The organism is uncultured Campylobacter sp. (assembly GCF_938041645.1).
Lineage (GTDB): Bacteria > Campylobacterota > Campylobacteria > Campylobacterales > Campylobacteraceae > Campylobacter_B.
This window is the reverse complement of sequence record NZ_CALIST010000026.1, coordinates 1-22,559: the sequence shown is the minus strand read 5'-3', so window position 1 is coordinate 22,559 and position 22,559 is coordinate 1. Positions and strand designations below refer to the sequence as shown.

General features: G+C 48.3%; 21 protein-coding genes and 1 rRNA gene. 10 read left to right on the top strand and 12 right to left on the bottom strand.

The genetic code is table 11. From position 1 onward, the window contains the following. Positions 1–16 precede the first annotated feature (16 nt). Both Q0600_RS04485 and Q0600_RS04480 read left to right on the top strand, forming a co-directional pair. Positions 17–694, top strand: a complete 678-nt coding sequence (locus Q0600_RS04485) for a hypothetical protein (RefSeq protein WP_298757381.1) — start codon at positions 17–19, stop codon at positions 692–694. Next, positions 684–2,891 (top strand): endonuclease MutS2, encoded by a 2,208-nt coding sequence (locus Q0600_RS04480; protein ID WP_298757380.1) that lies wholly within the window; start codon positions 684–686, stop codon positions 2,889–2,891. The genes Q0600_RS04485 and Q0600_RS04480 overlap by 11 nt, the downstream gene beginning before the upstream one ends. Before the next feature lie 636 nt (positions 2,892–3,527). Here Q0600_RS04480 and Q0600_RS04475 read toward each other — a convergent pair. Then, positions 3,528–4,253 carry a hypothetical protein gene (locus Q0600_RS04475; protein WP_298757378.1) on the bottom strand — a complete coding sequence of 242 codons (726 nt, stop codon included), beginning with the start codon at positions 4,251–4,253 and terminating at the stop codon, positions 3,528–3,530. Positions 4,254–4,325: 72 nt separating this feature from the next. Then, a complete protein-coding gene (gene ciaB / locus Q0600_RS04470; RefSeq protein ID WP_298757376.1) occupies positions 4,326–6,140 on the bottom strand; it encodes an invasion protein CiaB in 1,815 nt (604 codons plus the stop codon). Between the two features lie 184 nt (positions 6,141–6,324). Between ciaB and Q0600_RS04465 the strand changes: the two genes are divergently transcribed. Continuing rightward, complete coding sequence (locus Q0600_RS04465; protein WP_298757374.1) at positions 6,325–6,744, top strand: acyl-CoA thioesterase; 420 nt, start codon at positions 6,325–6,327, stop codon at positions 6,742–6,744. A 277-nt stretch (positions 6,745–7,021) separates the two neighbouring features. On the opposite strand, the gene Q0600_RS04460 is transcribed toward Q0600_RS04465, so the two are convergent. The 3 genes from Q0600_RS04460 to Q0600_RS04450 form a co-directional block, all read right to left on the bottom strand. Further along, the gene (locus Q0600_RS04460; protein ID WP_297941994.1) at positions 7,022–7,225 is read right to left on the bottom strand and encodes a hypothetical protein; all 204 of its coding nucleotides are present in this window, start codon (positions 7,223–7,225) and stop codon (positions 7,022–7,024) included. A 73-nt stretch (positions 7,226–7,298) separates the two neighbouring features. Then, entirely contained in the window at positions 7,299–8,039 is a 741-nt protein-coding gene (locus Q0600_RS04455) for an EI24 domain-containing protein (RefSeq protein WP_298757372.1), read from the bottom strand. 422 nt (positions 8,040–8,461) lie between these two features. Next, positions 8,462–9,151, bottom strand: coding sequence for a dUTP diphosphatase (locus Q0600_RS04450; RefSeq protein WP_298757370.1), 690 nt, complete (start codon positions 9,149–9,151; stop codon positions 8,462–8,464). Positions 9,152–9,231: 80 nt separating this feature from the next. On the opposite strand from Q0600_RS04450, the gene Q0600_RS04445 reads away from it, so the two are divergent. Next, positions 9,232–9,645, top strand: a complete 414-nt coding sequence (locus Q0600_RS04445) for a hypothetical protein (protein ID WP_177386822.1) — start codon at positions 9,232–9,234, stop codon at positions 9,643–9,645. A gap of 324 nt (positions 9,646–9,969) precedes the next feature. Here the strand turns inward: Q0600_RS04445 and Q0600_RS04440 are convergent, their stop codons facing one another. Then, positions 9,970–10,179, bottom strand: coding sequence for a 4-oxalocrotonate tautomerase family protein (locus tag Q0600_RS04440; protein WP_298757368.1), 210 nt, complete (start codon positions 10,177–10,179; stop codon positions 9,970–9,972). Between the two features lie 106 nt (positions 10,180–10,285). Here Q0600_RS04440 and luxS point away from each other — a divergent pair, with 106 nt between their 5' ends. From luxS to Q0600_RS04425, 3 genes are all read left to right on the top strand, one after another. Next, a complete protein-coding gene (gene luxS / locus Q0600_RS04435) occupies positions 10,286–10,789 on the top strand; it encodes an S-ribosylhomocysteine lyase (RefSeq protein ID WP_298757366.1) in 504 nt (167 codons plus the stop codon). 568 nt (positions 10,790–11,357) lie between these two features. Further along, on the top strand, positions 11,358–11,696 hold the full coding sequence (locus Q0600_RS04430; RefSeq protein ID WP_298757364.1) for a cupin domain-containing protein: 339 nt from the start codon (positions 11,358–11,360) through the stop codon (positions 11,694–11,696). 163 nt (positions 11,697–11,859) lie between these two features. Continuing rightward, positions 11,860–13,311, top strand: coding sequence for a DKNYY domain-containing protein (locus Q0600_RS04425; RefSeq protein ID WP_298757362.1), 1,452 nt, complete (start codon positions 11,860–11,862; stop codon positions 13,309–13,311). A 529-nt stretch (positions 13,312–13,840) separates the two neighbouring features. Here Q0600_RS04425 and mnmA read toward each other — a convergent pair. The 6 genes from mnmA to aroQ all read right to left on the bottom strand — a co-directional run bounded on the left by mnmA (position 13,841) and on the right by aroQ (position 18,844). Beyond that, positions 13,841–14,872, bottom strand: coding sequence for a tRNA 2-thiouridine(34) synthase MnmA (mnmA, locus tag Q0600_RS04420; protein WP_298757360.1), 1,032 nt, complete (start codon positions 14,870–14,872; stop codon positions 13,841–13,843). Then, complete coding sequence (locus Q0600_RS04415) at positions 14,869–15,474, bottom strand: TIGR00730 family Rossman fold protein (RefSeq protein ID WP_298757358.1); 606 nt, start codon at positions 15,472–15,474, stop codon at positions 14,869–14,871. Before Q0600_RS04415 ends, mnmA begins: the two co-directional genes overlap by 4 nt. 115 nt (positions 15,475–15,589) lie before the next feature. Next, positions 15,590–16,807 (bottom strand): P-loop NTPase, encoded by a 1,218-nt coding sequence (locus Q0600_RS04410; protein ID WP_298757355.1) that lies wholly within the window; start codon positions 16,805–16,807, stop codon positions 15,590–15,592. Then, the gene (gene folK, locus Q0600_RS04405) at positions 16,789–17,340 is read right to left on the bottom strand and encodes a 2-amino-4-hydroxy-6-hydroxymethyldihydropteridine diphosphokinase (protein WP_298757352.1); all 552 of its coding nucleotides are present in this window, start codon (positions 17,338–17,340) and stop codon (positions 16,789–16,791) included. Before folK ends, Q0600_RS04410 begins: the two co-directional genes overlap by 19 nt. After that, a complete protein-coding gene (locus tag Q0600_RS04400) occupies positions 17,337–18,362 on the bottom strand; it encodes a M24 family metallopeptidase (RefSeq protein WP_298757350.1) in 1,026 nt (341 codons plus the stop codon). Before Q0600_RS04400 ends, folK begins: the two co-directional genes overlap by 4 nt. 14 nt (positions 18,363–18,376) lie before the next feature. Continuing rightward, positions 18,377–18,844 (bottom strand): type II 3-dehydroquinate dehydratase, encoded by a 468-nt coding sequence (gene aroQ, locus Q0600_RS04395; RefSeq protein WP_298757347.1) that lies wholly within the window; start codon positions 18,842–18,844, stop codon positions 18,377–18,379. A 172-nt stretch (positions 18,845–19,016) separates the two neighbouring features. Here aroQ and Q0600_RS04390 point away from each other — a divergent pair, with 172 nt between their 5' ends. The 3 genes from Q0600_RS04390 to Q0600_RS04380 all read left to right on the top strand — a co-directional run. Next, positions 19,017–20,234 (top strand): metal-dependent hydrolase, encoded by a 1,218-nt coding sequence (locus Q0600_RS04390; protein ID WP_298757344.1) that lies wholly within the window; start codon positions 19,017–19,019, stop codon positions 20,232–20,234. After that, positions 20,222–21,094, top strand: coding sequence for a signal peptide peptidase SppA (sppA, locus tag Q0600_RS04385; protein WP_298757342.1), 873 nt, complete (start codon positions 20,222–20,224; stop codon positions 21,092–21,094). The genes Q0600_RS04390 and sppA overlap by 13 nt, the downstream gene beginning before the upstream one ends. 672 nt (positions 21,095–21,766) lie before the next feature. Next, positions 21,767–22,559: ribosomal RNA gene (locus tag Q0600_RS04380) — 16S ribosomal RNA — on the top strand; the annotation flags it as partial.

Here is a 22,559-nt window from a genome sequence, read left to right as displayed (position 1 = left end):
CGGGCAAGGATAAAATTTGAGATTTTTAATATTTATTTTCGCATTTTTATTTATCGCGGCGATCTTCTTCGTGCGGGACGAAATTTTAAGCAAAAGGGCTAAAATCATCGCCACGGCGCTGATCGTGCTGCTGTGCGCGGGGGCGTATTTTTACGAAAGCGCGAGCGAGCGATCCGCCAAACTTGAGGAGGAGATGGTGTTTAAATTTAACGCGGGCGCGCGGCTAAGATGCGGCAGCGCGATAAATTTCGCTGCTGAAGCTCGCGGCGCGGATACGAAAAATTTAGGTTCGCAAGCCGGCGAAGCAAATTTAAATGCGCAGGACAAGGTCGCTTCTGCCGCACAAGCAAATGATACGCAAAGTTCCGCGGCACAAACGAACGAGCAGGCTTCCGCCGCGCAAACTAGCGGCGCTGTTTCGGGCGGACAAAATTCTGCACAAAGCCCTACTTCGCAAAATTCTACGCAGCAGAACGATACGCAGAGCCTCACGCCGCAAAATTCCGCACAGAATTCTAAAACTACGCAAAATTCCGCACCGCAGAGCTTAAATTTGCAAAGCTCTGCGCAGATCGTAACGCGAGAAAATTTCACCTACTCCTTTTCGATGGGCGCTTTCATCGCCAAAAAGAGCGCGGGCGCGGAGTTTAAGGGCAAAACCTACAAGATTAAAGAGTGCGTTTATGATCAGTGACGAACTCTTTACGCGCCTCGATCTGGGCGAGTATCTAGCCAAATTTAAAAGCTTTTTGGCGCGCGAAAAGCCGCTGTTTTTAAGCGGCGATAGCAAGCTAAATTTTGAAAAAATTTCGGAGCTTACGAAATTTGATCTCGCGCAGTGCGAGAGCGTCGCGAACCTAGACGACGCGCTGATGCGTATCTCAAAACACGGCGTGCTTCATATCAGCGAAATTTACGAGTTTAGCAAGATCGTCCGATATTTTTTGTATCTCAAAAAGCAGCCCTTTGAGGGCAAACTTGCCGCTTGGCTTGCAAAGATCGAGATTCCTGCGCCCATCGCGCAATTAAAGGATTATTTCGACGATCAGGGCGGCTTTCGCGATGCGATAGACGAGCGCTTCGGCGCGCTGAACGAGGCGTTTAAGATAAAAAAGGGCGAGATCGAGCAGACGCTAAAAAGGCTGATCTATTCCAAAGCCCTTTCGCCCTATCTCGCCGACACGCAGATCCACTACATAAGCGACACCGAGGCTCTGCTGGTGCGCGGCGGCTTCAACCACGTGCTAAAAGGCAGCGTCGTAGCGCGCTCAAGCGGAGGCTATTTTTACGTGCTTCCAGACGCGATCGCGGCTCTGAAGTCCGCTCAAAGCGCGATTTTGGATAAGAAAGAGCAGATCGTTTTCGAGCACTGCAAGCAGATCAGTGCGGTTTTTAATAAGAATTTAGCTTTTTTAAAATTTATAAATGCCGCTTTCGATGCGATCGACGCGCTGATTGCGCGCGCCGCGATGGCAAGAGCGAGCGATTATGAGTTCGTCCTGCCGGAGTCCTCGCGCGATATCGTCCTAGATAGCTTCGCCCACCCCGCGCTTAAAAATCCAAAGCGCGTGAGCGTGGAATTTACGGGTAAAATTCTGCTCATCACCGGCGTGAATGCGGGCGGAAAATCGATGCTTTTAAAAAGCATTCTAAGCGCGGCGCTGCTAGCTAAGTACCTCCTTCCGATGCCTATTCGCGCAAGCCTCAGCCGCATCGGCACCTTTAAGGAGTTCGAGCTCATAATGGAGGATCCGCAAAGCTCCAAAAACGACATCTCGACCTTTGCGGGCAGGATGGTTGCCTTTAGCAAGCTGTTTGGGCGCAAAGAAATTCTAATCGGCGTCGATGAGATCGAGCTGGGTACCGATTTTGAGGAGGCTGCGAGCCTATACGGCGCGATGATCGAGCAGCTGATAAGCGGCGACGTGAAGATGATCATTACCACGCATCACAAGCGCCTAGCGATGCTGCTTGCAAAGGATCCGCGCGTAGAGCTACTGGCGGCGCTTTACGACGAGAAAAACAGCGCGCCGAAATATGAGTTTTTAAAGGGCACGATCGGCAAATCTTACGCCTTTGAAACCGCGCTGCGCTACGGCATAGCGCAAAATTTGATCGCCGCGGCGCGCAAAAACTACGGCGAAAACAAAGAGAACTTAAACGAAGCGATCTCAAAAGCGATAAATTTAGAGCTTGAGCTAAAACAAAAACTAGTCCAAACGCAGCAAAAAGAGGCTAAACTCGACGCGCTTAGCGAGGCGCTGAAAGATCAGCGCGAGCGCGCGCAAAGCGAGCTGAAGGCGGAGCTTTCAAGGCTACAAAACGAATACTACCGCGCCATTTCGGAGGCCAAACGCAGCGTGAGCCTAAGCGACGTGCGCGAAAAGCAGCGTGCCATAAACCGCGCAAACGAGCTCGCACGAGCCGTGCAGCAGCCCGAACTCAGTGCGCCCGAGCCGCAAAGCTTTAAAGTGGGCGATCGCGTAAAATACGGCAAGATCAAGGGCGAAATTTTATCGCTCAGCAAAACCCAGGCGCTGATGCTAAGCGACGGTATCAGGCTGCGCGTGCCGCTTAGCGAGCTAAAGCGCAGCGGCGCGGCGCCCGCGCCCGTAAAAAACATCAGCATCAAGGTGCAAAAGCCCACCTCTGCATCGCTCGTGCTCGATCTGCACGGCTTGCGCGCCGAGGAAGCGATCAGCAGGCTTGATAAATTTATCAGCCAAAGCCTCGTGATGGGCTTTGATGAGATCATCGTCAAGCACGGCATCGGCACGGGCAAGCTCGCGTTCGCGGTCAAGGAGTTTTTAAAATCGCACCCAAGCGTCAAGGGGTTTCGCGACGGCACGCCCGCAGAAGGGGGCTTCGGCTCAAAGGTCGTCTCGCTTTAGGCTTAGGCTCAAAGGCCTTTTCGCTTTAGACGCCAGCGCGAATGATTTAGACATAGAATTTCGCCGCAGAATTTGTAACTTGGCTTTTCGCTAAAACTTCATGCGGCGTAGCCGCAATGTAAAATAAGCGCGGACGCAGTCCGCAGTTTAAATTTAACGCGAGCGTAGCTCGCCCCGCTAGCGTCGCGCGGGTGGGAGTTGGTAAGGGGGCGGGCGCGCCTCGCAACTCCGAGCGCCGCCCCCTTACGAATATTGCGCATAATACACCCGAGAACTAGGCTATATCATAAAATTTTGTAATAATTTACAAAATAGAATTTCATCTTGTAATAAATTTAAAATTTCTCTATGTAGAATTCTGCCTATGGAATTTAGGTCGTGGCGGCGTTTTCTCTTAAGGGAGAAGGGGCGCTACTTGCGAGGCGCTCCCCTTCCCCCTTAAAATCCCCCAACCCCTGGCACGCTCAAGGGGCGAGCTTTCAGCTCGCGTTAAATTTATATTGGAAAAGCACGCAGTTTTTACGTTCGTCTATTTAGTAAAATAATGTCTTATTGTGTCTCCAATAAAATTTTACGGAATTTTATTTGTGGCTAGTAGTGTAAAATTTTGGCTGAAATTCTGCATTCAGCTTGCCGTTACGCCTCGCGCATCTCCTCTGCTAGGCGCTTTTTATAGGTACGCTTGAAATGAAACGCCCAAATTAGCGGAAATATTATCTCCAGTCCTTTCCAAAATACAAACCCGCTATACTCTCCAGGAATGGTAAAAAAACCTATCCAAACCGCATAGTAAGCAGCCACGTAGCTTATCACGAAGATAATGCTCCAAATTAGTACTTCAGAGCCGGTCGTAACAATCCAGATCGCAATCAAATAGATTAAAACGCTTACTAGCGCGGTCGGAAAAAACCAATTAAGAACGCCTAATTTTTGATGGTCTATATCCGCGCTAAGATATCCCGCCACGCATGCGATGATGCACAGAGTGCATAAGATAGCGCGCAGCACGGCTAAATAGCGCAGCTCACGGGGTTGTATCGCGCCTTCGTAGTCGCTGTTTTCGCAGCTGCCGCTTTGCCTGTTTTTGCTGCTGCCGCTTTGCCTGTTTTTGCTGCTGCCGCTTTGCCTGTTTTTGCTGCTGCGCCCCGCGACATAGACAAAATGCGCGCCCAACGCTATGAAACACGCACATTGAATAAAGTCCATAAATATGAAACTGCCGAGTGCATCACTTTCGCCTACATTGCCTATTAACCTAGGCCACGAAAACTTCACTATGCAAAACGTCGCCGCGAGTAAAATCGGGTGCAGCGCGACCCTGCCGTTTCGCAAATCGGAGAGTAAATTTTTAAAATATCTCATGCTTTCCCCTTAAAATTCCGCGGAATTTTACTAGCTTTCCATTATTTTAAGGCGCAGTTCGGAGCTGAAATTTTAAAGCCACTTTGCTCGTTCATTGCTAGGATCGGTTTCGTTGCCGATCGCTTCGTAGCGCGAGTAGTAAAACTCCACAAACTCCCGCACCTGCGCCTCGCGCGGCAGATACACGCCGCCGCTAAGCTCTGCAAATCGCGATAAAAATTCCGCCGCATCCTTTTTGTCGCAATAAAGTCGCGCTAGCTCCTCGTAGTTTTGCAGGCACGCGGCTTTGAAGCTCTCATAGCCCGCGCGGTCAAATTTAACCGCCAGCCGCCCGCGTTCAAATTTCAAAACGCCCGATGTGAAAAGCAAGCTCAGATGTATCAGAGCCTCGCAGTAGTAGGGTTTGAGCTCCTCCACCCGCTGCCACGCGATGAGCCCCACGGCGCGGCGGATCAGCTCATCTAGCACCGGCAGGCAAAACTCCGCCTCCTCGTGGAAAAAGAAGCTCACGAGCCCGCCCGTGGTCGCCTTGTACTCCTCGATGAGCTTAAAAAGCCCCGAGCGGTTCATGCGCGCCTCGGTGTCCGCATCGATGAAAAATATATGCCCGAACTCATGCCCGATCGTCGATATTTCATAGACGCGGCGCCAAATTTGCGGCTTTTTAAATAAAATTTCGCGTCCGAAATTTAGATAATCGAGAGTAAAAATTTCGCCGCTTAGCCGCATAAAAGGTCTAGCCTTGGCACTTTCATAGACGAAATTTACGAAGGCGAAAATTTTCTTGCCGCAGTTGGTGCTTACGAACTCGTCGTTGGGCACGACCTGCGCCGAAAAGAGTCCGTTCAGATCGGCTCCGTAGTAGATCAGCGGCGCGCAGACGTAAAGCTGAGTTTTGGCGATGTTTGAGAGTACGAGTGAGTGCATGACGGCGTTGTTTGCGCCGATTTTTTCATACGCGCGCTCAAAGCTCTCGCTTACGCGCGCTTTAAATTTCTCCGCGCTGAACTCATACGCGCCTGCAAGCCTGACGTCCCATTCCAGCGCGACTGCGTGCGTGTAGGCATCCTCGTAGTACTCAAGCGGATGCCCGATTTGAAGCGGCGTTTTTATATCCATCCACGCGATCTCCGCATCCCGCCACGCGCCGATCACCGCGCTAGCGTCCTTTTCGCAAAAGGCCTGTTTGAGCTTGCTTAGATACGCGATGTAGGCTAGTTCGCTCTCATCTTCTGCAAGCATCACGAGGCGCTCTAAAAGATCGCTAAATTCACTCTGCAGCTTTGCCGTCTCATCCGCAAAGGCTACGGCGTAGGGAACCATTTGGGATTTGCCGTCGCGCTGCACTACTGCGCCGTAGCAACGCTCGCAGATCTCGCCGTGAGGCGTGCGCATAAACAGCTCCTCTTGCAGCAAAAATTCCTTCGCCTGCGCAAGCGAGCTAAATTTCTTTTCCCAGCGCTTGTTCGTGCCTTCGATGATTAGGGCTTGCCAGCTTTTTTGCATATCGCTTAGCACGAGCCCGATGCGGTGTACGCCCTTTAAAAGCTCCAGATAAAACGGCTGCAAAATCCCCTGCGCGCCCGCCTCGGCTATGAGCGCTGCATGCATGTCCTCATGTATTTCGCGCGTGAAATCATACATTTTGCTCTTTAGCTCGCGCTGTCGCGCCTCATCGTAGCCCAAGCGGCGAAATTCCTGCAGCAGCGGATCCTCTTTGAGATCGACGATTCGGCGTAGCACGGCGATGCGCGCAGTATCGCCAGACTCAAAACCGCAAATTTCCAGCCCGTGCGCGATCAGCTCGGCGTGCGGCTCGTCGTAGAGGGCGTTTAGTCGCGCCTTAGCGCTCGCTGCCATCTTGCTAAGTTTTACAAAATCGTTCATCGCGTATCCTTTTTGCCGTTTTATCGTCTTTTTACGAGCGGAATGTGCCTGCTTTGCGAGCAAAATTCTATCCTCGCGTTCGCTTAAAATTTTAAAATTTCGACATAGATTTTTGCCGATTGTATCGAAAAAGTGTTAAATTTGCGCGGTTAAAATGCGAGATTTTTAAATTTAAGGAGTAAAAATGAGCGATTTAGACTTAGACGATTTCGGCGAGCCGCGCATCAAGGTCGTAGCGCTGCCTAAGGATACGAATAGCTCGGGCAATATTTTCGGCGGCTGGATACTAGCGCAGATCGATTTAGCGGGCGCGACGGCGGCGCGCGAGATAGCGCCCGAGCGGGTCGTGACGATCTCGATGCAGGAGGTAACTTTCAAACAGCCCGTATTTATCGGCGATGTCATCAGCTGCTACGCAAAAGTATTAAGCGTAGGAAATACCTCTATCCGCGTGCAGATCGAGGTCGCAGCGCTACGACTGGGCGAGGATGGATTTCGCGAGTGTCTGCACGTAACCAGCGCGATCGCAACCTACGTAAGCGTGACCAAATTAGGCCAAAAAAAGTCGATCAGCGCAGAGATCAAGCGGCTGCACGGATTTTAAAATTTTTCAGACTTTAGTTTTAGCTCAAGGAATTTTAGCATCAAGCTTATAACGCGAAAATTCTTATGTGGGATAAGCCTAGTGCACAGAATTTGTTGCGTAAAATTTTATAATTTTAAGCGCGGAATTTTGCTGTACAGTATTTTGGTGGAAAACCTAGCAGACGGAATTTTAGAATTTTAGAATTTTAGAATTTTAGAATTTTAGAATTTTAGAATTTTGCGGCGCGCAGATTAATAAACAAATTAAAACGCGCCGCGGTAAGTCGTGCTAGCAGCTAGTTTGTAGCGTCTTGGAGCTCTTCTTCGATCTCGGAGTTGCTTTTTACGACCATGCCTGAGCCATGGATGACGCTAGGCATGCAGGATGTGCAGATATGCACCGTCTCGCCGTTTTTATGCGCCTTGATAAAGACCGCGTTTTCATCGTCGCTGCTTTTGAGCGAACATATATTGCAAATGTAAATATCACCTGATTTCATAGAAATCCTTTCTTAAAAAATTTTGCACTATTTTATGAAAATTTCAAAATTTTTCATTGATTTTAGTTAATCTTTAGCGATTTTTATTGCGGGCGCTTTCGTCTATCAGCACTACGTGCGTCAAAAAGATGATGAAAAATAGCTGGAAAAATAATCCTACCAGCGGGATCAAACAAAGCAGGTAAAAAATAAAAGCACTTAGGGCAAATTTATATCCGCCACCCATTTTATAAGAGCGCTCGAAGCTTTTCGCGCTTAACGCATTTGAAGCGACGTCGATTAGAACCAGCTTGTAATAGATATAAAAAAACGGCACGTTGATTATGAATAAATTTATTACCGGTACGAACAAAAGCACCGAGCAGATAAATAAAATCGCTAAAAATTTTAAAATTTCAACGCTCATCAGCTTTAGCACTCGCGCCATGCTCGCTTCGTCCGCGCGACTTAGGTGGTAGTGGCGTGCGTTGATCTCTTTAGTGACTGCGGGCGTCAAAAAGGCTGCGATGATAAGCGCGCAAAACACGCTAAGCATCAGCACCGCAAAGCTGGCAAACACCGAAAAAATCGCGCCGATAATCCACTTCGTAGCAGCAAAGCTTAGAATTTTTGCAATTATTGGGAAGCGCTGCTCGTCCAAGAAGCTAAAATCGCCGCTTTGCGCGCCCTGCGAAAGCGCGTCAAAAAGCTCTTTACCGCCGAAAAATGCGAGCGTGCCTAAGATTATGAGCGAGCACACAAGCGGCAATAGTGAGAGCAAAATAAACTTGCGCGTAAAAAAATCCTGCTTTGCCAAATTAAAAATTCTACCCATGTATGCTCCTATTTGCGTTATTTTAGCGACTTTTGCGATGGAATTTGAGCTTAGTTTATTTTAACTGCCGCACCGTGCCTCATCAATCCGCTCGCTTGGCTTATTCGCTTGCTTTAGCCGGCTCATCTCGCATTATAATACGAAATTTATGCTTTGATCGCTCGCCCGTCCGCGTTTAATTTGCTCGTTTATCGTGTGTAAAAAAAGAGGCTAGATCTAGCTTGGTTTTTGCCTGCTGCGAATATTTATTTGCTTGCTGCGCGGAATTTTGCCACTTGTATGCAAGCAAAGCATTGCGTAAAATTTTAGGTACAAAACTGCAGAATTCTAAATCAAAGCCCTTTTTTAAAATTCGCATGCCGAAATTTTATAGATGAAATTTCAAAATTTCAAAGGGAAATCTCGCGCGCAAACCCACGACTTCACTTCGTCGTGTCGTAGATCTTTTGCAATTGCTCGTAAATTTCGTTTGCGCTTACTGCGCCTTTTGATAGCACCTCGATTAGCACCTCGTTATCTTCAAGGTCTCCCCAGATTTTGCGGTAGCCGCCTTCTTTGTAGCCGTTATTTTGGCGGAATTTATTCAGCACGTTTTTGCCGATATATTTTTCAAATAAAATATCGAGGCTCACGCCGCATTTTAACGCCACGCGGAAAAAGTCGGTCAAAAGCTCGCCGATATGCAGATCAAAGCCGCTTGTTTCGTGGACGATGAGCTCGATGTCGTTGATGATCTCGTAGATGCTGTATTCTCTGATGTCGTAGGCGTAGGAGCTAAACTCCGCAAATCCGCTTACTGCCGTGACGTCGCTTACGATGTGGTCGATGTCTTTGCCGCCGTAATATTGCTCTAAAATATAGCTCATTACGAAGTGCCAAATATCAACGATCTCAATGACGATATTATTAACGTCCGGCGCTGCAGAGATATTTTTCCAATGCTTCCACGCAAAGCTATCGATGAGCTCTGCGCATTCCATGTAAATGCAGCGCTTCCAGTTGATAAGTTTGCCGTTTTTTGTATAGCCGTCCTCCCAGCCCACGCCATTTGTTTCGTCGTTTAGGGCTTGCTGCATCAAAAACATCTCTTTTACTTTTTTATAATTTTCCATAAAAATTCTCCTAATTTTGGCTCACGATTATAGCTAATAAAAGAAAATCATTGTATAATTTAGCAAAAAGGAGGCTTAAAATGTGTGCCGCTCAGGATAAATTCGACGAGTTTTTAGGCAGGATGAAACTCCTATCTCTCGGAGTTTTGCGCAATAATCTGCCATATTGCTGCAGTGCATTTTATGCCTACGATCCGCAAAATAAGGAGCTCATCATCGCAAGCGCGAGCGACTCCGAGCATATCAAAGCAGTCTTTGCCAACCGCGGAGTTGCGGCTACGGTTGCGCTGGATACGAAATTTGTAGGCAGGATTAAAGGCGTGCAGATTTGCGGTCATATCCGTAGCGCGGATGAGCGCGAAACCTCGCTATATCTTAAGCGCTTCCCGTTTGCGCGCGCGATGGAGACCGATTTTTTTACGATCAGAATCGATTGGATGAAAATGACCGATAATACTCTAACTTTCGGCAAAAAGCTAATTTGGGAACGCTAGCTCGCTAAGAATATTGTCTATTTATATTTTGCGAAATTTTAAACTTTGCGAGGATTAAATTTTATCTGGTAAAATTTTTAAAACTTGCATAAATTCTATCTTGTCTATTTTTCAAAGAATTTCACCATTAGATCCGCTTTAAAATTTTCGCTCGGTTGGTTTTTTGGAATTTTGCAGCATAGAATTTAGCGTAAAATTTCATTTTGCAAGCGGGGATTATCGCAAATTTTATTCCCTTGGAAGCGGAGCCTGCCGCGTAGAATTTTGCATGAAAATTTTAAAATTCTAAAATTTCGCTTTTCAAATTTAATCTGGTGCGCGAGCTTAGCTCTGCCGCTCCCTGATTTCGCTTACTAGTCGTCCGCCGATCGCGTAGTCGTCAGTGGATATTTCATCTATCGTAACGACTGTGGTTTTTTCGCCCCTACCCAGTACGGCTACGAGGGCGTCGGTGAGATTCTTGACGAGCTTTGCTTTTTGTTCGCGACTTAAGCCGCCGCGCTCTTTGGTGATTTTGACGTTTATGTAGGGCATTAATTCTCCTTAAAATAAACGCAATTGTAACTAAAATTTCGTCTGTGCGCCTGAAAGTGCGAAATTTTATGTTAAAATCGCCGTGATCTAAATTTAAGGAGAAAATATGCCATTGTTAGATAGTTTTAAGGTCGATCATACCCGCATGAATGCCCCTGGCGTGCGGCTCGCAAAAAGCATGAGCACCAAAAGCGGCGATAAAATCAGCGTCTATGATCTGCGGTTTTGTCGCCCGAATTTAGAGATTATGAGCGAGCGTGGCACCCACACGCTGGAGCATCTTTTTGCGGGCTTCATGCGCGAGCACCTAAATAGCGCGGACGTCGAGATCATCGACATCTCGCCGATGGGGTGCCGCACGGGCTTTTATATGAGCGTGATCGGGGCGCCTAGCGAGAGCGCCGTTGCGGCGGCGTGGAGCGCGAGTATGAAGGATATTTTGGGGGTGGGCTCTCAAGCGGATATCCCCGAGCTGAATAAATTTCAATGCGGCACCTTCGCGATGCACTCGCTAGCAGAAGCTAAACAGATCGCGCAAAACGTGCTAAATAAGGGTATCGGCGTGATCAAAAACGACGAGATTGCGCTGGATCCAAGCAAGATAAAATAGTTTTGAAATTTAAGAGATAGTGCAAAATTCTAACGCTATCTCTTTGAACTCCCGCTCGGCTCGTGATCAGTATGTTACGCGTTATAAAAACATTATCGTAAAATGTGCAAAAATTCGAGGCGCAAAAATGCGTATCTGCTAAAACAAGCCGGAGGCGGCATCTATTTATAAGCCGACTTGGAGCTTGCCGTAAAGTCTGCGCCATGCGAGGTTTTTGATAAAAGCTACGATTTGGCTTTAAGCTGGGTGGCAGAAGCGCACAAGCAAAGCTCATATCAAATTCAATAAATTTATCTCGTAGGCCGGCTTTAAATTTAGAATAATTTTTAAAATTTCGTCTTAAATTAAAGCCGAAATTCTATCCGCAAATACCATGCTTATGCACATTATTACTTTCAGATGCGATCTTCAATCCTCCAAAAAAATCGCACAGCAAAACGAGAATTTAGAATTTTTATTTAAGGTTGCGTTGTGAGTTTGGCGCTTGAAATTTCACTTTTGCTGCACGAAAAGAATACTAAAATTCCGCCGAAACAGCACCGGATGCGGTGAACTTAAAGGAGAGAAAATGCAAAGAATTTTTCATATAAAAGATGCTATTTGTAGCGACGAGCGAGCCGTAAAAACGACATTTTTTACTGCGGAGGCCACTTGCGGCGCGGTTTGGATCGTCAAACGCGGCCAGGTCGTAGCGCCGCATATTCACCCAGACGGCGATGACGTGTGGATCTGCTTAAGTGGACGCGGCGTGTTTTATCCGAGCAAGGGCGAGGAGGTGCCGATCTGTGCGGGCGATCTAATCATTTCCAAAAGCGGAGAGTGCCACGGTATGAAAAATACGGGCGATGAGGATTTTGTGTTTGCAAGCGTTACGGCGCCGATTCCGTGCGGCTACGAAGCGCTTTGAATTAAAATTCGCCAGAGATTTTGTGGTATTCGCAAAATAAATTAGCGTCGCAAAGAGTTGAATTAGAATTTGTCCGTAGCGTTAAATTTCATAAATTTAGCCGCGCTTTTGTACAATTTCAAGTGCCGCGCAATCTGCGGCGAGATTAAATTTGAGGCAAAAGATGTATGAGGATTTTACGCAAGAGCCAAAGTATGAGCGCGCGCAAAAGAAGCGCAAAGCTGGGGTGCGCGAGGCGGAAGCAGATCGTAAACCGGTGCAAGACGCGCCTCGAGGCATGCCGCTTTGGCGCAAGATCGCGCTTGGCGCGACATTTGCATTTGCGGCTTTTAGCGCGCTCGCTCTGTTTGCGGTTATAAATTCCAGCGATGACTACTCGCCGCAAGAGCAGATCAAATACAGCGATTTTTACAAAAAAGGAGATGAAATTTACGCCCTCGTGGTGGGTGCGGGCTATTTTGCGATACCGGACGCGGACGCGGCGAGCTTTCGGGTTTTGGATTTCAGCTCCGGCTACCGCTCCAACGTCGCGGCGGATAAAAACGCCGTATATTGCGGAAATATCGCGATGAGCGAGCTAGAGCCCGCGCGCACGAAAGCCGTAGCGTTCGGATACGTAAGCGACGGGCGGATCAGTTATTTTTGCGACGGCGAGGCGGTACCCAACGACGCGCTGGGAGCGTTTAAGCTCACTTATCAAACCTTGGCGCATATCTTTTGGGATGCGCCCAAGCCGCAAAGCTACCTCTATAAATTTAAACGAATGGACGCTACGGATCTGCGCCAAATCGCGGGCGTGTATTACGCTGCGCAGGGCTCTCGCGCGTTTTATAAGGGAGAGGTTTTGCCGGGCGCCGATGCCGCGAGCCTGCGCCGGATAGAGGGAAGCGATGGGCGCGCTAGCGGCGTTTACGCCGCAGACGGCGCGAACGTGTATTTTAAAAACCTGCGCCTTGACGCGCGCGATAACGGCGGGCATTACGATCTTTTTAGGCAGCGGTTGGACTATTTTTTGTGGGATGCGAAAAGCGGCGACGTTTTTGCGAATGATTTAAAATTTGACCCCGCCGCCGCGCCCTATACTCCGCTAAATAGGCAGCTCGCGCACTCAAACCATCTGCTTTTTGCCTCCCCTGGCGGCATCTATTATTTTGACGAGAATGACGGAAAGCAAAAGCGCGCGGCAGATAACCCCTTTGAGGGCGAAGTTCGCGCGCTTAGCGGCAGCGTATTTCAAAGCGGCGAGCGGATATATTTTTTAGAAGGCGCCGAAGTTTGGGGCGGCGGCCGCAGCAGTCGTAGGCTGGTCGCTCGCAAAAGCGGGCTTTTCGCGCTCGAGCTGCCGCATGAGTGGCGCAGGGTGGGCGGCGTGCACGGCGGGCTATACGGCTGGGTGTATTCAAACGGCGGGCGATTTTTCTATTTCGACGATCTGGGCTCTTCGCAGCTGATAGATCGGTGCATTTATGAGATCAGGGATCTAGATTTGGTTGAAATTTTGCTTCAAAAACAGAGCTTTGACACGAGTAAAATTCGCGAGATGATAAAGAGCGGCGGGCTTGAGGCGGTGGACGGCGAGCTGCTTTTCGAGGTAAAGACGCGAGTGAAATTTTAGGCGCGATGGGCGTTACCTGGACGCTAGAAAGCATTGCTAAATTTTAAAATTTGATTTTATTTCGGCATAAATTTATAAAATTTAAATGTCGTCGTGGGCTCTAGCGCAGGTTTAGAAATTTCATCGCAAATTCCTTTAGAGGGAGCGCGCAAATTCCGTTTTGCGCTGTCGCGACGACGCGCGAAATATTTTGTATCGGTCGCGATCTTTGCGTCGCGGCGCGCTTGGATAAGACGTCGCCGTAAATTTTATTTTAGCGCTGCAGCTTTCCTAAAATTTGGCTAGCAGTGCGGGCGTACACAGCGACAGAGCGTAAATTTAAAAGGCTCAATCGTAAAGCTACGCGCATGAAATTTGCGCGCCGAAGCTTACGGGATAAAATTTAACGGCTTGGATTCAAAAGCGTAAATATCTTACTTCGATATGAAATTTAACAGAGTGCGCGCGGATCAAGCGGCGCGATCAAAGTGCCGTTTTGCAAGCAGATGAGCCCTAAGCGGCGCCGAAAGCGAGCATCGGATGTGAAGCGCTATTTTATAAATCCGCTTGCTACTACGCGGTCGCGCTCGTCGTAAAAAACCGCGAGCTGTGCAGGAGCGATGCCCGCTGCGGGCGCGGACAGCACGGCATGCACGCCGTCCCTTTCGCGAGGCGAAATTTTAACGGGGAGTTTGGCGCTGCGGTAGCGGATTTTAACGCCGAGACCCGCCATATTTAAAATTTCATCCTTGCTTAAAAAGGCGTTGAAATTTTCGGTGTCGAACTCATAGGTCGCCAGCTCCTCCTTGCCGCCCACGACGATCTCGTTTTTGCGCGGGTCGATGCTTAGCACGAAGTGCGGCTCATGCGCGCCGTGTACCGTAAAACCGCGGCGCTTGCCGATCGTGTAGTGCATGTAGCCCTCGTGAGTGCCGATGGCGTTGCCCGCGCGATCGCGCACGATGCCGGGCATTTTGGTGCCCGTATGACGGTTCAAAACGTCGATATAGGTGGTATCTACAAAGCAGATCTCGCTGCTTTCGCTCGCAGAGGCGATCTGCGAAAGCTCCGCATATGCGCGCGCGGCCTCTTTGACGTCCTTTTTATACATCCCTCCAAGCGGAAAGAGCATAAACTTAAGCGCGGCAGGATCGATATTTGCTAAAAAATAGCTCTGATCTTTGCTAAGATCTGTCGCGGCTTTTAAAAGCCCGTCCTCGATACGGACGTAATGCCCCGTAGCTAGGCGCTCAAAGTCCTGCTCGCGCGCGAATTCCAAAAGCTTGCCGAGTTTTATACGGCGGTTACACAGCGCGCACGGATTTGGCGTAAGACCGTCTATATAGGCCTGCACGAAGGGCTCGTAAACGTCGCGATTAAAATCATCCTGCAGATCCAAAATGTGGATTTTTATACCCAAAAACTCGCCCACTTTGCGGACTTTGGCGATGTTTGCCTCGTGATAGCCGGGCTTTGCGTGCAGCTTCATATAGCAGCCCTGCACCTCGTGCCCCGCGTCTTGCAGTAGCTTCGCGCACATTGAGCTATCCACGCCGCCGCTCATCGCGACTAAAATTTTCATTCGTTCTCCTTACGTCGCACATCCGTCAAAATTTCATCCACGCTGTCGCAGAGCTTAAAATTTTGCAGATCGCTTTCGTTTATCGCACCAGATTTTAGCAGTGAAGTGCGGAAAAACTCCATTAGCGGTGCGTAGAATTCCTCGTCGTAAAGATAGATCCGTGCGCGCTTAAAGCCCGTCTGCACCAGCACTAAAATTTCAAAAAACTCATCCAGCGTCCCAAAGCCGCCCGGAAAGATGACGAAAATTTCGCTGTTTTCGATGAGAGCGCCTTTGCGCGGCGCAAATGCCGAAAATTTCGCCCCCTGCGTCAAAAAACCGTTGCTTTTTTGCTCAAACGGCAGCATGATGTTAAAGCCCACGCTGTGCGTTCTTGCTCTCGCAAATGCGCCTCGGTTGGCGCCTTGCATAATGCCGCCTCCTCCTCCGGTGATGATCGAGTATCCTAAATCGGCGAGCTCCTCGCAGAGCTTTTGCGCGTCTTTTACGTAGCGGTTATCCTCGCTAAAGCGCGCCGAGCCGAAGATCGTAGCGCTTTTGCCCACGTTTTTGAGATTGTCGCGGGCAATTTTGATGTCTTTTAAAATTTCTTTTAACTGCATGATTAATCTATCTTTTATGTATATTATTTAAAATTTTAGCTTTAAGAATAGCATTAAATTTTTAAAATTCCGTTTAAAATAGTAGAATTTGCGTGATTTAAAATCTCGTCGTAAATCATACTAGGTTGCTAAGCTTTCGTAAAAATCCGCCGACGCCGCGGTAAGCACTCATATCGATAGGCTCTAAGCCCTGCTTGCTCAAAAATCGCGAGACGCTCTGTCTAAGCGCGATGGTAGCGGGCGAAAACGGATAGTGCGAGTTAAAAAGCGCGCGATTTTGTGAGCAGACGGCTACTTGTTTGCAAAACGGCACAAAGCCTAGTAATTTAAAGCTCAGTTCGCTTATATTGCGGTGCGTGACCGACTTTAGATTTTCGTAGATCATCACGGCATCATCCTCGCTCGCGGTGAAATTTAGCAAAAACAAAACCTCTTTTTTGCTCGCCCCAAGCGTCTTTAAAAGCGCGTAGGTGTTGCTGATCGAGCAGGGTTCGTTCGCACACAGCACGATATTTTCGTCGCCGATGCTCAAAAAATCTCCAAGATACTCAAGCCCCGCATCGATCAAAATAAAATCGAAGATTCCCGCCTCTTTTAGCTCGCTTGCGAAGCGAGCGGGGCCTTCGTGAGCCTTTGCGTTTGCGAAATTTCCGGCTTCTTCGGGATTTGATGAACGGGCGGAATTTTTCATTTCATCTTTACTTGCGGAATTTTGAGAATTCTCGTCAGGGATTGAATTTCGCTTGGTGAAATCGTCGCTTTTAAAATTCTCTAGGCTTTCTGATTCTGCAAAATTCCATCCATCTTCGCAATTTTGCGGCTTTTTGGCTGCACAATTCGTAGAATTTTTTGCAGCGTTTGCTATTGAATTTGAAGCGGCGGAATTTTCTGAGTTATTTTTGCCATCAAAGCTCGTGAGTTTTTGCGCGTAATTGTGCGAGCTGAGACTTTCGTCGTCTTGCGAGCCTTGCGCGCTACCTATAGAATTTTGCATGACGTAATCGTCCGCACTAGAGCTTGCGTTTTTGATAGAATTTTGCGCCATAGAATTCGTGCTATTTACAGAATTTTGTGAAGACGCGGGATTTTGTGAAGCAAGCGCGGGCGAGACGAGAGTTAAATTTTGAGAAATTTTTACTGCGACGGCGCTTGGTAGCGAAATCCTCTTTCTTTGCAAAGCATTTAAAATGATCTCTTGATTATTTAAATTTGGCGCCTCTATGATCGCCGTGCGGTAGCCCTGCTCGTTTAGAATTTCGGCGAAATTTGCTGCAATCACGCTCTTGCCGACTCCGCCCTTGGCGCTTAAAAAATTTACGATTTTAGTTTGCATATCAGTCCTCTTTTAAGTTTCATCTCTCCAAGTGGCAAAATCACGCTTATGCGCTCGCAAACACCCGGATGCGGCAGCGTGAGCCGCTCGCAGGCACGCACCTTTGCGCTTGCGTATAAAATATCCACGTCCAGCGTGCGCGGCGCGTTTTTAAAGCTTCTTTTGCGCCCAAATCGTCGCTCCGCGCGCTGCATGATTTTAAGCAATGTAAGCGGTGGCAGAGAGCTTTGCACGAGCATTACGGCGTTTAAAAAATCGGGCTGATCTAAAAAGCCGAACGGCCTGTTTTTTAAGATCAAGGAATTTTGTGCCACGAAAAAGCGCGTATCGCTTTGTAAAATGCGGTAAAATCGCTCGAAGCGCCGCCTGACGTCCCATAAATTCCCGCCGAGCCCAAGTAGGTATAAATTTTTAAAATTTCCGCGCGCATGGCGCCTCATCGGGAAAACGGCGCTTTTTACGACGCACAGCGCGTCCGTGCACTCGTAAAATCCGTTTTTTTTAAGCCGCATGTTTACCCGAGCTACTCTCATAAAATTTCAGCCCCGTTTTCGCGCACGACCACGACGTCCTCGATGCGCACGCCAAACTCGCCGGGAAAGTAAATCCCCGGTTCCACGCTAAAGACCATCCCCTCTTTTAGCACAGTATCTCCGCGCTTTGAGATAAACGGAAGCTCGTGGATGTCGACTCCGACGCCGTGTCCAGTGCTGTGAAAAAACGCCTCGCCGTAGCCGCACCTCGCGATAAAATCCCTCGCAGCCGCATCTATCTCGCTCGCCTTTTTACCCGGCATAACCGCCGCGATAGCAAGAGCTTGCGCCTCTTTTACGATCTCGTAAATTTCTTGTCGTTTGGCGTTTTTAAAATTTTGCTCCTTGCCGAAGTTAAAATTTTTATCGAAGTACGCCGTACGCGTCCTATCTGAGCAGTAGCGATTAAATTTAACCCCCGCGTCAAGCAGGAGCAAATCGCCGTGCCGCAAACGCTTTTTACCGGGCAATGCGTGTGCCTTTGCGGCGTTTTCGTTGATAGCGACGATAGGCGAAAAGCTAAGCGCGAGCTCGCCCTTTTTCTTAAAGATGAGCTCGGCGTTAAAAAATAGCTCCTCTTCGCTCATGCCTTCGCCCTCGGCGCGCACGAACGCGGCAAATTCGTCAAATCTTTCCGCGCCCAGCTGCGCCGCTTGCTTTAAAATTTTTATCTCATCCTCTGATTTTACTATGCGCGAAATTTGCGAAAAATTCGCCCGAGCCTTAAATCTTATCCCAAGCCCCTTGCTCAGAGTTTCCCACTCGCCCGCACTAAAATCGTACGGGTTGTAGCTAAGCTCCTTTACACCTGCCTTTCGCAAAAATAGCCGCGCGTCTTTTATCAAATTTCGCTCGACCTCGATCACTTCGGTATCTTTGCAAAGCTCGCGCGCCTCGATGCTATAACGCGCATCGGTGAGGAAAAATTTGCGTCCGCCGAGGCTTAAAAATATCGCGTTGTCGCAGCTGTATCCGCACTCGTGGTAAACAGCGTTTTCGTCCTTTAAGATAAAATTTTTCAAATTTAATCCCAAACTTATTTGGCTTTCTGCTCGGCTCTGGCGGCTTTGATCTGCTCAAAAATTTGAATCATTCCGATCATCGCCAGATGGTATCCCACGGGACCGAATCCGATAATCTGACCCGCAGTCACGGGTGCTATTAGACTTTTTTGTCTAATCTCCTCCCTGCGAGCGATGTTTGAGATATGCACTTCGATTACGGGCAGGCTGACTGCGGCGAGCGCATCTCGGATAGCGAGCGAAGTGTGCGTGTAGGCGGCGGGATTGATGATGATGCCGTCGCAGGTGCCGAAGCACTCTTGGATCTTATCGATGATCTCGCCTTCGAAATTGCTCTGAAAAAACTCGATCTCGTTGCCGCTCTGATCGGCGACCGCCTTCATCTGCTTATGGATATCCTCCATCTTCATAACCCCGTAAATAGCGGGTTCTCGCATACCAAGCATATTGATATTCGGTCCTTGAATCACCATAATTTTCATTTTTGCGTCCTTGTTTTGAAATTTAAGCGAAAATTATAACCAAAGCGAGCTTATTTTTTACTATGGCGCTAAATTTGCCCGCTCAAGCCCAAGCGATAAAATTTTATCTCTAAATTTAGCACGGAAGAGAATTTTATGCTAAAATCACGCGCTGTTTTAGATAAGGAAAACGATGAGAATTTTAAGGGCGAAGTGGGTTCTTGCCTGCGATGAGAATTTTAAAATTTTAAAAGATGGCGCGATCGTCTTTGACGAGAAAATAATCGAGGTCTGCTCCTTTGCAAGCGCGGCGCGCAAATACCCGCAAGCCGAAATTTTGGACTTTAGCGGCGATATAGCGATGCCTGCGTTTATAAATCCGCACGTGCATTTGGAATTTAGCGCAAACAAAGGCACGCTGCGCTACGGCGATTTTTTGGATTGGCTAGACAGCGTCATCGCCTCCAGGCAGCAGCTGGACGCCGCGGCGCGCGGACGGGTGATCTTGGAGCAGATCGCCGCGATGATGCGAAGCGGCGTGGGCACGATCGGCGAAATTTCAAGCTTCGGCGGCGAGGCTGAAGCTTGCGCGCAAAGCGGCATTAGAACCGTGTTTTTTAATGAAATTTTAGGCGCTAGCAAGGACGCTGCGGCGGAGAATATTTTGAAATTTAAGCAGCGTTTTGAGCGTGCGAAGGCGCTCGCAAGCTCGCTTTTTATCCCTGCCGTGTCGGTGCACTCGCCGTACTCGACGCACCCGCAGATTACGGAGTTTGCGACGAAGCTTGCCCGCGAAAACGGACTTGCTATAAGCACGCATTTTATGGAGAGCGCGTATGAGCGGCAGTGGCTGCGCACGGGTCGAGGTAAGCTTAAAACCTGGCTTGCTAAATTTAATCCTGCGCCTGCGCCTTTTTACTCGCCGCAGAGCTTCGTAGCGCATTTTAGCGGGCTTCGCACGCTTTTTACGCATTGCGTGTGGGTGGATGATTTTAGCATCTTTGATCCGAAGCTCCACTCGATCACGCACTGCGCGCGCTCCAACCGCCTGCTTAGCAAAAAGCGGCTGAGTTTTAAAAAGCTGCTCGCAAGCGGACTTAATTACAACATCGCTACCGACGGGCTTAGCTCGAATTTTAGCCTAAACTTTTTAGACGAGCTGCGCGCAAATTTAATGATGCACGACGAGCTGGGCCTGGCGGAGCTGGCGCGAGCGTTACTTTTAGGCGCGACGAGAAATGCGGCAGCCGCGCTGGGGCTAAATTTGGGCGAGCTGAAAGCGGGCAAGCTCGCCGATATCGCCGTTTTTGAAGGCATTGAGTGCGAGCAGAGCCAGTTGGCGCTACAGCTTATTTTGCAGAGCAAAAACGCGAAATCACTTTTTATCGAAGGAATGAAATGCAATTTCTAAAAAACATCTTTGCGCCGATCGGCGCCGTGCTCGGATTTATCAATAAATACTTTAAATCCTTGATTTTTCTGCTTATTTTGTTTTTGATTTTCGCAGGCGGCGAAAGCGCGCAACAAAAGGGCGCGAATCTCGCTCAGCTTTCATTAAGCGGCGCGATAATGGACGATAGCGAAATTTTAGAAAAGATCGAAACTCTGAAAAACGACGAGGCGATCAAAGGAGTGCTCCTACTGATCGACAGCCCCGGCGGCGCGCTAAGCCCGAGCGTGGAAATTTCGCTGGCTATCAAATCTCTAAACTCGCGCAAGCCGGTCGTCGCCTATGCCAAGGGCGCGATGGCGAGCGGCAGCTACCTAGGCGGCGTGTGGGCGAGTAAAATTTACGCAAATCCGGGCAGCTTCATCGGCTCTATCGGCGTAATCATGCAGGGCCTAGACGTGAGCGAAGCAGCCGCTAAACTAGGCTTTGCCGAACAGATCGTCAAAGCGGGCGAGCTCAAAGAGGCGGGTACGATGATGCGAAAATGGAGCGACGCGGAGCGCGCGAGCTTGCAAGCTCTGGTGGATGAGAGCTATGAGCTATTTACGCGTGAGGTAGCGCAGGCACGCTCACTGGATCTTAGGAAGCGCGATACGTGGGCAAATGCGCGAGTATTTTTAGCTAGCGGCGCCAAAGGCGTCGGCCTCATCGACGAGGTGGGCTCTTTAGAGGACGCTAAGAGCGCGCTAGTAAAGGCTAGCGGCGTAGCAGATCCGATCTGGCAGGAGCCTTCTGCGTATGAAAAGATGATGGATAAGCTGGCAAATAAAAGCGAAAGCTTAGTGCGCAGAGCATTCGGTGCGAAGCTGATGGCGTATTAGAATTTTAGAAATTTCACAGAAATTTTAAAATATGAGGGAATTTTAAGAGCAAAATTTTGTATGTAGAAACATACTGGGTTTGACTACTTTTAAATTTCCTCGCTTTTTCATTTGGCGTTTCTTTAAAATTTTACCTTTTTTGTGAATTTTTCTTTGTTTAAGAACTCTTCATTTTTCTACTAATTATTCAGCCCCCTTTAAGCATCGCTCTTGTATAATCACAATTCTGTTTCGCACCGAGCCGAACCTGCTTTCTTAACTCTTAAGTCCTAGTAGTTTTAGCCTTTTAGCGAACGCGTTTTTTAAAATTTTAACTGTTAAAAACAAATATCTTTAGTCAATCTTTGAAATCTAAACAAGTGATCGATTGAGCCTATGATTTAGATCCGTTAAAGGATTTAAGTTCATAAAAACAATGTTACAAAAACATAAAGTTTTTAGATTAAAAACTTCATAATCGTATCTACCTGTATTAAGTATAAAGAGTTTAAATCATAGATTAAATTTAAGACGCAGAATAAGATCGTAGCCAAGCTTTGATTTTCAATGCTATCCTTAGAAATTTATGATTTGCGAAAAACTTGTTTTTTTGCAAATCTTTGTAGCTTTAGGTGGGTGCAGGGAGCGAAAGCTCCCGCTCGCAGTAACGGCTTTGCCGTTGCGAGAAGTATAAATATGGAGAGTTTGATCCTGGCTCAGAGTGAACGCTGGCGGCGTGCCTAATACATGCAAGTCGAACGGAATTTAAAAGAGCTTGCTCTTTTAAATTTAGTGGCGCACGGGTGAGTAATATATAGCTAATCTGCCCCTTGCTGGAGGACAACAGTTAGAAATGACTGCTAATACTCCATACTCCTTTTTACCATAAGATAAATCGGGAAAGAATTTCGGCAAGGGATGAGACTATATCGTATCAGCTAGTCGGTGGGGTAACGGCCTACCGAGGCTATGACGCGTAACTGGTCTGAGAGGATGATCAGTCACATTGGAACTGAGACACGGTCCAAACTCCTACGGGAGGCAGCAGTAGGGAATATTGCGCAATGGGGGAAACCCTGACGCAGCAACGCCGCGTGGAGGATGACACTTTTCGGAGCGTAAACTCCTTTTGTTAGGGAAGAATAATGACGGTACCTAACGAATAAGCACCGGCTAACTCCGTGCCAGCAGCCGCGGTAATACGGAGGGTGCAAGCGTTACTCGGAATCACTGGGCGTAAAGGACGCGTAGGCGGATTATCAAGTCTCTTGTGAAATCTAACGGCTCAACCGTTAAACTGCTTGGGAAACTGATAATCTAGAGTAAGGGAGAGGCAGATGGAATTCTTGGTGTAGGGGTAAAATCCGTAGATATCAAGAAGAATACCTATTGCGAAGGCGATCTGCTGGAACTTAACTGACGCTAATGCGTGAAAGCGTGGGGAGCAAACAGGATTAGATACCCTGGTAGTCCACGCCCTAAACGA

Excerpts from the sequence above, each read along its gene's own strand:
- luxS (WP_298757366.1), top strand. The coding sequence starts at position 10,286 with ATGCCATTGTTAGATAGTTTTAAGGTCGATCATACCCGCATGAATGCC.
- Q0600_RS04415 (WP_298757358.1), bottom strand. The coding sequence starts at position 15,474 with ATGCAGTTAAAAGAAATTTTAAAAGACATCAAAATTGCCCGCGACAAT.
- Q0600_RS04450 (WP_298757370.1), bottom strand. The coding sequence starts at position 9,151 with ATGGAAAATTATAAAAAAGTAAAAGAGATGTTTTTGATGCAGCAAGCC.
- Q0600_RS04440 (WP_298757368.1), bottom strand. The coding sequence starts at position 10,179 with ATGCCCTACATAAACGTCAAAATCACCAAAGAGCGCGGCGGCTTAAGT.
- Q0600_RS04445 (WP_177386822.1), top strand. The coding sequence starts at position 9,232 with ATGTGTGCCGCTCAGGATAAATTCGACGAGTTTTTAGGCAGGATGAAA.
- mnmA (WP_298757360.1), bottom strand. The coding sequence starts at position 14,872 with ATGAAAATTTTAGTCGCGATGAGCGGCGGCGTGGATAGCTCAATGTGC.
- sppA (WP_298757342.1), top strand. The coding sequence starts at position 20,222 with ATGCAATTTCTAAAAAACATCTTTGCGCCGATCGGCGCCGTGCTCGGA.
- ciaB (WP_298757376.1), bottom strand. The coding sequence starts at position 6,140 with ATGAACGATTTTGTAAAACTTAGCAAGATGGCAGCGAGCGCTAAGGCG.
- Q0600_RS04465 (WP_298757374.1), top strand. The coding sequence starts at position 6,325 with ATGAGCGATTTAGACTTAGACGATTTCGGCGAGCCGCGCATCAAGGTC.
- Q0600_RS04430 (WP_298757364.1), top strand. The coding sequence starts at position 11,358 with ATGCAAAGAATTTTTCATATAAAAGATGCTATTTGTAGCGACGAGCGA.
- folK (WP_298757352.1), bottom strand. The coding sequence starts at position 17,340 with ATGAGAGTAGCTCGGGTAAACATGCGGCTTAAAAAAAACGGATTTTAC.
- Q0600_RS04475 (WP_298757378.1), bottom strand. The coding sequence starts at position 4,253 with ATGAGATATTTTAAAAATTTACTCTCCGATTTGCGAAACGGCAGGGTC.
- Q0600_RS04410 (WP_298757355.1), bottom strand. The coding sequence starts at position 16,807 with ATGCAAACTAAAATCGTAAATTTTTTAAGCGCCAAGGGCGGAGTCGGC.
- Q0600_RS04390 (WP_298757344.1), top strand. The coding sequence starts at position 19,017 with ATGAGAATTTTAAGGGCGAAGTGGGTTCTTGCCTGCGATGAGAATTTT.
- aroQ (WP_298757347.1), bottom strand. The coding sequence starts at position 18,844 with ATGAAAATTATGGTGATTCAAGGACCGAATATCAATATGCTTGGTATG.
- Q0600_RS04455 (WP_298757372.1), bottom strand. The coding sequence starts at position 8,039 with ATGGGTAGAATTTTTAATTTGGCAAAGCAGGATTTTTTTACGCGCAAG.
- Q0600_RS04425 (WP_298757362.1), top strand. The coding sequence starts at position 11,860 with ATGTATGAGGATTTTACGCAAGAGCCAAAGTATGAGCGCGCGCAAAAG.
- Q0600_RS04480 (WP_298757380.1), top strand. The coding sequence starts at position 684 with ATGATCAGTGACGAACTCTTTACGCGCCTCGATCTGGGCGAGTATCTA.
- Q0600_RS04460 (WP_297941994.1), bottom strand. The coding sequence starts at position 7,225 with ATGAAATCAGGTGATATTTACATTTGCAATATATGTTCGCTCAAAAGC.